Annotated in this window: 10 protein-coding genes; 5 read left to right on the top strand and 5 right to left on the bottom strand. The window is 74.3% G+C overall.

Going from position 1 to position 8,112, the window contains the following annotated elements; all coding sequences use genetic code 11:
- Positions 1 to 967, bottom strand: a 967-nt coding sequence (locus C1J01_RS43510; RefSeq protein ID WP_111184887.1) for a sensor histidine kinase, incomplete at its 3' end; no start/stop codon positions are given.
- Positions 964 to 1,620, bottom strand: a complete 657-nt coding sequence (locus C1J01_RS43515; protein WP_111184881.1) for a response regulator transcription factor — start codon at positions 1,618 to 1,620, stop codon at positions 964 to 966. The genes C1J01_RS43515 and C1J01_RS43510, both read right to left, overlap by 4 nt.
- Positions 1,621 to 1,776: 156 nt before the next feature.
- On the opposite strand from C1J01_RS43515, the gene C1J01_RS43520 reads away from it, so the two are divergent.
- From C1J01_RS43520 to C1J01_RS43535, 4 genes are read left to right on the top strand one after another with little or no spacing between them, the layout of a single operon-like run.
- Positions 1,777 to 2,292, top strand: a complete 516-nt coding sequence (locus C1J01_RS43520; RefSeq protein WP_111184882.1) for a hypothetical protein — start codon at positions 1,777 to 1,779, stop codon at positions 2,290 to 2,292.
- Positions 2,292 to 3,413, top strand: a complete 1,122-nt coding sequence (locus C1J01_RS43525) for an efflux RND transporter periplasmic adaptor subunit (RefSeq protein WP_111184883.1) — start codon at positions 2,292 to 2,294, stop codon at positions 3,411 to 3,413. Before C1J01_RS43520 ends, C1J01_RS43525 begins: the two co-directional genes overlap by 1 nt.
- On the top strand, positions 3,410 to 4,123 hold the full coding sequence (locus tag C1J01_RS43530) for an ABC transporter ATP-binding protein (RefSeq protein WP_328589740.1): 714 nt from the start codon (positions 3,410 to 3,412) through the stop codon (positions 4,121 to 4,123). Before C1J01_RS43525 ends, C1J01_RS43530 begins: the two co-directional genes overlap by 4 nt.
- Positions 4,123 to 5,343, top strand: coding sequence for an ABC transporter permease (locus C1J01_RS43535; protein WP_235855054.1), 1,221 nt, complete (start codon positions 4,123 to 4,125; stop codon positions 5,341 to 5,343). Before C1J01_RS43530 ends, C1J01_RS43535 begins: the two co-directional genes overlap by 1 nt.
- A gap of 19 nt (positions 5,344 to 5,362) precedes the next feature.
- Here the strand turns inward: C1J01_RS43535 and C1J01_RS43540 are convergent, their stop codons facing one another.
- The 3 genes from C1J01_RS43540 to C1J01_RS43550 are packed head-to-tail and all read right to left on the bottom strand — an operon-like array spanning position 5,363 to position 7,386.
- Complete coding sequence (locus C1J01_RS43540; protein WP_146615943.1) at positions 5,363 to 5,788, bottom strand: hypothetical protein; 426 nt, start codon at positions 5,786 to 5,788, stop codon at positions 5,363 to 5,365.
- 58 nt (positions 5,789 to 5,846) lie between these two features.
- A complete protein-coding gene (locus C1J01_RS43545; protein WP_111184890.1) occupies positions 5,847 to 6,359 on the bottom strand; it encodes a VOC family protein in 513 nt (170 codons plus the stop codon).
- A gap of 31 nt (positions 6,360 to 6,390) precedes the next feature.
- A complete protein-coding gene (locus C1J01_RS43550; protein WP_181449294.1) occupies positions 6,391 to 7,386 on the bottom strand; it encodes a rod shape-determining protein in 996 nt (331 codons plus the stop codon).
- 132 nt (positions 7,387 to 7,518) lie between these two features.
- Between C1J01_RS43550 and C1J01_RS43555 the strand changes: the two genes are divergently transcribed.
- Complete coding sequence (locus C1J01_RS43555) at positions 7,519 to 8,097, top strand: class I SAM-dependent methyltransferase (RefSeq protein ID WP_111184886.1); 579 nt, start codon at positions 7,519 to 7,521, stop codon at positions 8,095 to 8,097.
- The last annotated feature ends 15 nt before the right edge of the window (positions 8,098 to 8,112 follow it).

An 8,112-nucleotide genomic window follows, 5' to 3' on the forward strand; every position in this document is an offset into this window, starting at 1 on the left:
CCACGGTACGGCTCACCACCCGCACCCACCCGGTGCCGTCGTCCACGTTGTAGCGAAGGCCGTTCTCCACCAGGTTGTGCACGAGCCGTTCGAGCAGCAGCGCGTCCCCGGTCGTGGGGGCGGGCGCGGCGACCTCGTACACGGCGACCCCGGCTGCGGCGGCGTCCGCGGCGGTCTGGGCGACGACGTGCGTCACCACGTCGGCCAGGTCGACCGGCGAGCGGTCCGCGACCTCCTGCTCCGACCTGGCCAGCAGCAGCAGGCCGCCGATGAGGCGCTCGTGCCGGGCGTTGATCTCCAGCAGGCTCTCGCCCAGCTCCTTGACGTCGGCCGAGGCCGTACGGCGGTGCATCGCGAGCTCGACCAGCGCCCGGTTCAGCGTCAGCGGCGTGCGCAGCTCGTGGGAGGCGTTGGCCACGAAGCGGCGCTGCCCGTCGAAGGAGTGGTCGAGCCGCTCGACCATGGTGTCGAAGGTGTCGGCCAGGTCCTTGACCTCGTCAGGGGGCCCGTCCAGCGCGATGCGCTCGTGCAGGCCGCGCTCGGCCATCGGCGCGGCGGCGATCTTGCGGGCGGTCTCGGTGACCAGGCGCAGCGGGGCCAGCACGCGGCCGGCCACGACCCAGCCCAGCACCATGGCGACGGCGCCGACCATGACGAGCGCGATCACGCCCTGGGTGAGCAGCGAGGTGACGGCGGCGCCGCGCAGCTCCAGCTCCTGCCGGCGCAGCCACTCGATCGCCGCGTCGCCGCTCAGTCTGACGCCGTCGTGGATGAAGAAGACCTGTTTGACGCGGCCGGGCTCGGTGGCGTACCGGTCGCTGAACGACCGGTCGAGCTGCTGGTCGAACAGCACGTACGTGACGCCGAGCAGCAGCAGCCCGGCGGCGAGGAAGACGGCGCCGTACACGAGGGTGAGCCGCAGCCGCAGCGTGGGCCGCACCGGCGCCGACCACCGCGGAAGGCTCATGAGATCCGGTAACCGACGCCGGGCACGGTCTCCACGACCGGTGGGTCGGCTAGCTTGCGGCGCAGCTTGAGCACGGTGAGCCGGACGGCGCCCGTGAACGGGTCGGCGTGCTCGTCCCACGCCTTCTCCAGGAGCTGCTCGGAGGAGACGACGTTCCCGTCGGCCCGCATCAGCTCGGCCAGCACGGCGAACTCCTTCTTCGACAGCGGCACGTACCGCCCGTTCCTGAACACCTCCCGGCGCGCCGGGTCGAGCGTGATCCCGGCTCGCCGCAGCACGGGCGGCGCGGCCGGCCGCGATCGCCGGCCCAGCGCCAGTACCCGCGCGGCCAGCTCGGGGAACGCGAACGGCTTCGGCAGGTAGTCGTCGGCCCCCATGGACAGTCCGGTCACCCGGTCGTCGAGCTGGGCGGCGGCCGTCAGCATGAGCACCCGCGCGTCGGACTCGGACGCGACCAGCGACCGGCACACGTCGTCGCCGTGGACGCGCGGCAGGTCCCGGTCCAGCACGACCACGTCGTAGTCGTTGACCGCGATCCGCTCCAGCGCCGCCTCGCCGTCGTGCGCCAGGTCGACCGCGTGCGTCTCCTCACGCAGCCACTCGGCGATCGCGTCGGCGAGCAACGGCTCGTCCTCCACCACCAGCACCCGCATGACGTCGTCCTCTATGTCCTGTCCGTCGTGCTTACGGAGCCGAGTGTGGCGGAGGCGGCATGTGCTCGAAGTAAACGACCGGCGGAAACGCTGAGGAAACGGCGCGGCCTATTGCATCTCCCCTCGAACGAGGTTCATCCAACAGAGGAGAGCTCCATGAGAGGACGAGTCCTCAGCGCCCTGGCCGCGCTCACCCTCGCCGTGACCGGCTGCGGGGCGGACGACGGGGGAGGGGCCGACGTGGCGACGCTGACCGGCGGCGGCAACCAGACCGCCGCGAGCGCCCAGCCCAGCGAGGACCCGCATGCCAAGGCGCTCAAGTTCGCCCAGTGCATGCGCGAGAACGGCGTGGACGTCCCCGACCCCGAGCCGGGCAAGGGGATCATGATGCGGTTCGACCGCAGCGTGCCCCGCGAGAAGGTCGAGGCCGCTCAGGAGGCGTGCAAGCAGTACGCCCCGAGCGGGCAGCGGGCGGGCGGCGGCGACGGCCCGCGCGCCGAGGCGATGCGCAAGCTCGCCCAGTGCATGCGCGACAACGGCGTCGAGAACTACCCCGACCCCGACGGCGGCATGATGCGCATCACGGGCGAGGTCACCGGCGACTCCGACTTCGAGTCGGCGCGGGAGAAGTGCCAGAAGGAGTCCGCCGAGGCGGGCATGGGAGGCATGTGATGGGCGCCGACCACGAGGGGACGGAGGCGATGCCGCCCCGGCCGCGCCGTCGCCGCGGCCGGGGCGGGCTGGCCGCGGCGCTCGTCGTGGTGGTGGCCGCAGCCGGAGCCGCGCTCGTGGCGGTGAACAGCGCCGGCCTGCTGGACGGGAGCGCCGGCCCGACCAGCTCGGCCGCAGCCCTGCCTCCGGCCACCGCCACCGTCGCCCGGGAGACGCTGAACGAGACCACGGACGCCGACGGCGAGCTCGGCTACGGCCCGGTCACCACGGCCACGGCGAGAAAACCCGGCACGATCACCTGGCTGCCCGACAGCGGCGCCACGGTCACCCGCGGCCGGCCCCTCTACCGCCTGGACGCGCAGCCCGTCATGCTCCTGTACGGCGACACCCCCGCCTACCGCGACCTCAAGGTCGGGGTGGAGGGCAGGGACGTCGAGAACCTGGAGCGCAACCTGAGCAAGCTCGGCTACGACGGTTTCACCGTGGACGACGAGTACACCTGGGACACCGCCGAGGCCGTCATGGAGTGGCAGGAGGACCGCGGCCTCGACGAGACCGGCGTGGTCGAGCTGGGCCGGGTCGTCTTCGCCCCCGGCAAGGTGCGCGTGGAGAGCCTCGACACCGAGAGGGGCCAGCCGGCCGCGCCGGGCCAGAAGGTGCTGACGTACACGGGCACGTCCAAGGTCGTCACCGTGCAGCTGGACGCCGAGGACCAGCGGATGGCCAAGAAGGGCGCGAAGGTCGACGTCACGCTGCCGGACGGCAAGGCGGTCGACGGCAAGGTCACCGAGGTGGCCACGGTCATCGTGCCCGGCGAGGGGCAGGAGGCCGAGCCGGAGACCCGGGTGGAGGCGCTCGTCACGATCGCCGACGCCAAGGCCACCCGCGGGCTCGACAAGGCCGCGGTGGATGTGACGTTCGTCGCCTCGCGGCGCGAGGACGTGCTGACCGTGCCGGTCGCGGCGCTGGTGGCGCTGCAGGAGGGCGGCTTCGGTCTGGAGGTCGTGGAGAACGGCCGCTCCCGCTACGTCGGGGTCGAGACGGGGCTGTTCGCCGGCGGCCGGGTCGAGGTCACCGGCGACGGGCTGACCGAGGGCATGACCGTGGGGATGCCGCGATGACGCACCCGATGATCGAGCTGACGGACGTGTCCAGGACGTACCCGGGCGGGGTGGCGGCGCTGAGGTCGGTGTCGCTGCGGATCGGCCACGGCGAGCTCGTCGCGATCGTGGGCCCGTCCGGGTCGGGGAAGTCCACCATGCTGAACGTCGTCGGCACCCTCGACCGGCCGTCCTCCGGGACGGTCCGCATCGACGGGTACGACGTCTCGGAGCTCACCGACAACCAGCTCGCGGCGCTGCGGGCGACCAGGGTCGGGTTCGTCTTCCAGTCGTTCCACCTGGCGGCGAAGGTGCCGGCGCTGGACAACGTGGCCGACGGCCTCGTCTACTCGGGCCTGGCCAGGTCCGAGCGGCGTGAGCGCGCGGCGGCGGCGCTGGAACGGGTGGGCCTCGGCCACCGCCTCGACCACGAGCCGCACGAGCTGTCGGGCGGCGAGCGCCAGCGCGTGGCCATCGCCAGGGCCGTGGCGGGCGACCCGCCGCTGCTGCTGGCCGACGAGCCGACGGGCGCCCTGGACTCGGTCTCGGGCGCGGGGGTGATGGAGCTGCTGCACGAGCTGAACGCCGGCGGCACCACCATCGTGATCATCACGCACGACCGGGAGATCGCCGCGAGCCTGCCCCGGCAGGTGCGGATGCGCGACGGCGAGCTGGTCTCCGACTCCGCCGCCGAACGCCGGCCGCTGCCCGAGCACTCGGGGGTGGGCTGATGGCGGTCGTCGAAGGGACGCGGCCGAAGCCGTCCCCGGCGCGGATGCGGCCGGGCGACGTGATGCGGGTCGGCGCGGTGGGCCTGCGAACGCGCCCGCTGCGGGCGTTCCTGTCGGGGCTGGGCATCGCGATCGGCATCGCGGCCATGGTGGCCGTGGTCGGGATCTCGTCCTCGTCGGGGGCCGAGCTCGACCGCCAGCTCTCCGCGCTGGGCACCAACCTGCTCACGGTCTCGTCCGGCACGACGCTGGCCGGCGAGCCGGCCCAGATGCCGGTGGACGCCGAGGCGATGATCGAGCGGATCGGCCCGGTGCGGCAGGTGTCGGCGATCGGCGAGGTCGGCGAGGCCAAGGTCTACCGCTCCGAGCGCATCCCGGAGGCCCAGACCGGCGGCATCAGCACGTACGCCGCCCGCCTCGACCTGCCGGCCACGATCGGCGCGACGCTGCGCAGCGGCACCTGGCTGAACGCGGCCACCGAGCGTTACCCGGCGGCCGTGCTCGGCGCGGACGCGGCCGGGCGGCTCGGCATCGGCGCCGCCGGGCCGGACGCGCAGGTCGTCGTCGGCGGCGTGCGGTTCACGGTGGTCGGCGTGCTGGAGCCGGTGGCGCTGGCCGCGGACCTGGACAGCGGGGTGCTCGTCGGCTGGCCGGTGGCCGAGCAGCGGCTCGGCTTCGACGGGCACCCGACCACCCTCTACACCCGCTCGGAGGAGTCCCGGCTGGAGGACGTCCGCGCGGTGCTGGGCGGCACGGCCAACCCGCAGGCCCCGAACGAGATGGACGTCTCCCGCCCGTCGGACGCCTTGGCCGCCAAGCAGGCGACCAGCCAGGCGTTCGCGAACCTGCTGCTCGGCGTGGGCGGGGTGGCGCTGCTCGTCGGCGGCGTCGGGGTGGCGAACACCATGGTGATCTCGGTGCTGGAACGGCGGGCGGAGATCGGCCTGCGCCGTTCGCTGGGGGCGACCCGCGGGCAGATCCGCACCCAGTTCCTCGCGGAGTCGCTGCTGCTGTCCGCGCTCGGCGGAGCCGGCGGCGTCCTGCTCGGGACGGGGGTCACGATGGGGTACGCGCTCTACAGCGGCTGGCCGTCCGTGGTGCCGGTCTGGGCGACGGCCGGCGGCTTCGCGGCCACGCTGGCGATCGGCGCCGTGGCCGGTCTCTACCCGGCGATCCGGGCCTCCCGGCTGTCCCCGACAGAGGCGCTGTCCACTCCCTGAGGGGCGCGCCCGGGCGTGCTCAGTCGATCGCGTAGCAGATCGTCTTGCCCACCACCTGCACGCCCGGGTGGTCGCCGGACAGCAGCGTCAGCTCGAACGTCACCCGCGTGCGCGGGTCGCGCAGCACGGAGACGTCCTCGTCGCCGTCGCGCAGGTCCTGGTCATCGGCGACCTTGGCGTAACCCATGGCCTGCAGCCGGTCGAGCAGCGCGGGGAAGTCGCCGGTCAGGTCGCTCTCGGCCCGGACGAACCGCCTGACCTGCCCCGGCAGGCACGAGTGGTCCTCGGCTCGCTCCACGGCCGACAGGTGCCACTGGCTGATCAGCGTCTCGGCGTCGGCGTCGAGGCGCTGGGCGGCCTCCTGGAGCGTGGGCGTCCCGGAAGCCGCGCACGCCGTCACCGCGCACACCAGCGCGGCGGACACGGCATGACGGCGGACGAGCACGACGCGACCCTATCCGGGATCGCCGCCCGTCACGGCCGGATCACCGGAGCACACCCGGTCACGGCCGCCAGCGCCGCAGGTCCGTCTCCTTCTCGTACGCCTGCGGATCCGGGTACGACACCAGCTCCACGGTCGTCCCCCACGGCGTGCGGCAGTAGACGAACCGGTTGTGCTCGCCCGCCTCCGGCCCCGGCAGCGGAACCGGCTCCGACAGCGCCGTCCCGCCCGCCCCGGTCACCCGGCGCAGCGCCTCGTCCACGTCGTCGACGTACAGGGCGACGTGCTGCCAGCCGAGGTCGCACGGCACGACGGGATCGGCCTGGCGCGGCCCGGAGAACTCGAACAGCTCGATCCCGGGGCCGTTCGGCAGGCGCAGCATCCGCACGGCGATCTCCTCCGTCCCCTGCGGGACGCCGAGCCGCCGCTCGGTCGCCCAGCCGCCCTTCGGGCCCCGTTCGCGCGGCAGGGTGTCGTAGAGCACCTCCGCGCCGAAGGCCCGGGTGAAGAACTCCGTCGCCGCGTCCAGGCCGGGCACGGTCACCCCGATGTGGTCGATGCCGCGTACCGTCATGCACTGCCTCCAGTTCTCGCCGGGGGGCAGGTCATACGCGCCCGCCACGGAGCCTGCCGATCAGGCCCAGGCGGTCCAGGCAGCGGCCCAGGCCCAGGGCCACGGAGTCCATCGGGCGCTCCGCCGTGCGCACCGGCATGCGCAGGTGCTCGCGCAGCCGCCGGCCGAGCCCCGGCAGCAGCGCACCGCCGCCGACCAGGACGACCCCGCGTTCCCCGAGGTCGGCGGCCAGCTCGGCGGGGCAGCTCTCGACGGTCTGCACCGCCACGCGGGCGATGGGCTCGACCGGCTGCGCCGCCGCCTCGCAGAGCCGCCGCACGGGCAGCGGCACCACGTGCTCGCCGCCGGTGTCGCGGTCGCGGGCCCGCACGGGGACGATCTGGCCGTCCAGCGGCTCGCGCTCGGCGCTCGCCCGCACCTTGGCGGCCTCGGCCTCCGCCTCGCCGAGCGCCAGCCCGTGCTCGCGTTCGACCAGGCGGGCGATGGCCCGGTCCATGGCCTGCCCCCCGTACGGGACGGAGCCGTGCGCCACCACCGCGTCGCCGGAGACGACCGCGACGCGGGTCGCGTCGCGGCCGATGTCGATCACCATCTGCCCGGCGGGCTCGCCGGCCGGCAGGCCCGCGCCGAGCGCCGCCGCGAGCGCGTGCGGCACCAGCACGACGTTCCTGGCCTCGGCCTCGTACGCCATGTCGTGCAGCGCCGCCCGGTCGATCGGCGTGGAGTCGCCGGGCAACGCCATGACCAGGCGCGGGCGGGCGAACCGGAGCCGGTGCACCTTGCGCAGGAAGTGCCGGACCAGGCGCAGGGCCAGCTCCGTGTCGGCCGGTCGGCCGCCGCTGACGGGCCAGTGCGTCTGGCCGCGGGCGTCGCCGACGGCCTCGGCGCCGTACGCGATGACCTTGCCCGTGCGGCCGTCGAGCAGCACGGCCGAGGGCTCGTCGAGCACGATGCCTCTGCCTTTGGCGTAGATCCGGGTACGCGCCGCCCCCAGGTCCACCGCCAGGTCACGGCCGAGGAGACTCATTGTCCGAAATGGGGCTTGTGCGTCATGCGTCCTTTCTTTCCGGCGTTTTCCCAATGCAACACCAGGAACGACGCGCATCCCCTTTACCCGCCAGCCGCCGCCCGCGTACGGTGCGATCGCGGAGGTGGCGACATGCTCGACTACGACCTGGAGGCCGCGCACTACGACGAGACCCGGGGCGGGCTCCCGCGCGCCAGTGCCGCCGCCGAGGCCGTGCACGGCCTGGTCGGCGGGCTCGCGGACGGCGGCACGCTGCTCGACGTCGCCTGCGGCACCGGGCTGGTCAGCGCGCAGCTGGCCGCGCGGGGGCTGCGGGTGCTCGGCGTGGACGCCTCGGCCGGGATGGCGCGCGTCGCAGCCGGTCGCGTCGGCGTGGTGCTGGGCGACGCCCGGCGGCTCCCCGTACGCGACGGCGCGGTCGAGGCGGTCACCACGATCTGGCTGCTGCACCTGCTCGACGACGCCCGGCCCGTGATCGCCGAGGCGGCGCGGGTGCTGCGGCGCGGGGGAGTGTTCGTGACGACCGTGGACAAACGAGCCGCCCACGGGCCTGGGGGACGGCCTGACCCGGCCGACCGGGCCGAGGCCGTCGTCGCGGAGGCGGCGCGGCACGGGCTGCGGGAGAGCGGCGAAGCCACGTTCACCGGGCACGGCCAGGGCGGCGCGGGGCCGGACCCGGTCTTCCGTCTCCTGGCCTTCCACCGGGCCTGACACCCGCCCTCCCAC

This window comes from Nonomuraea aridisoli (genome assembly GCF_003236395.1).
GTDB classification, from domain to species: Bacteria; Actinomycetota; Actinomycetes; order Streptosporangiales; family Streptosporangiaceae; genus Nonomuraea; species Nonomuraea aridisoli.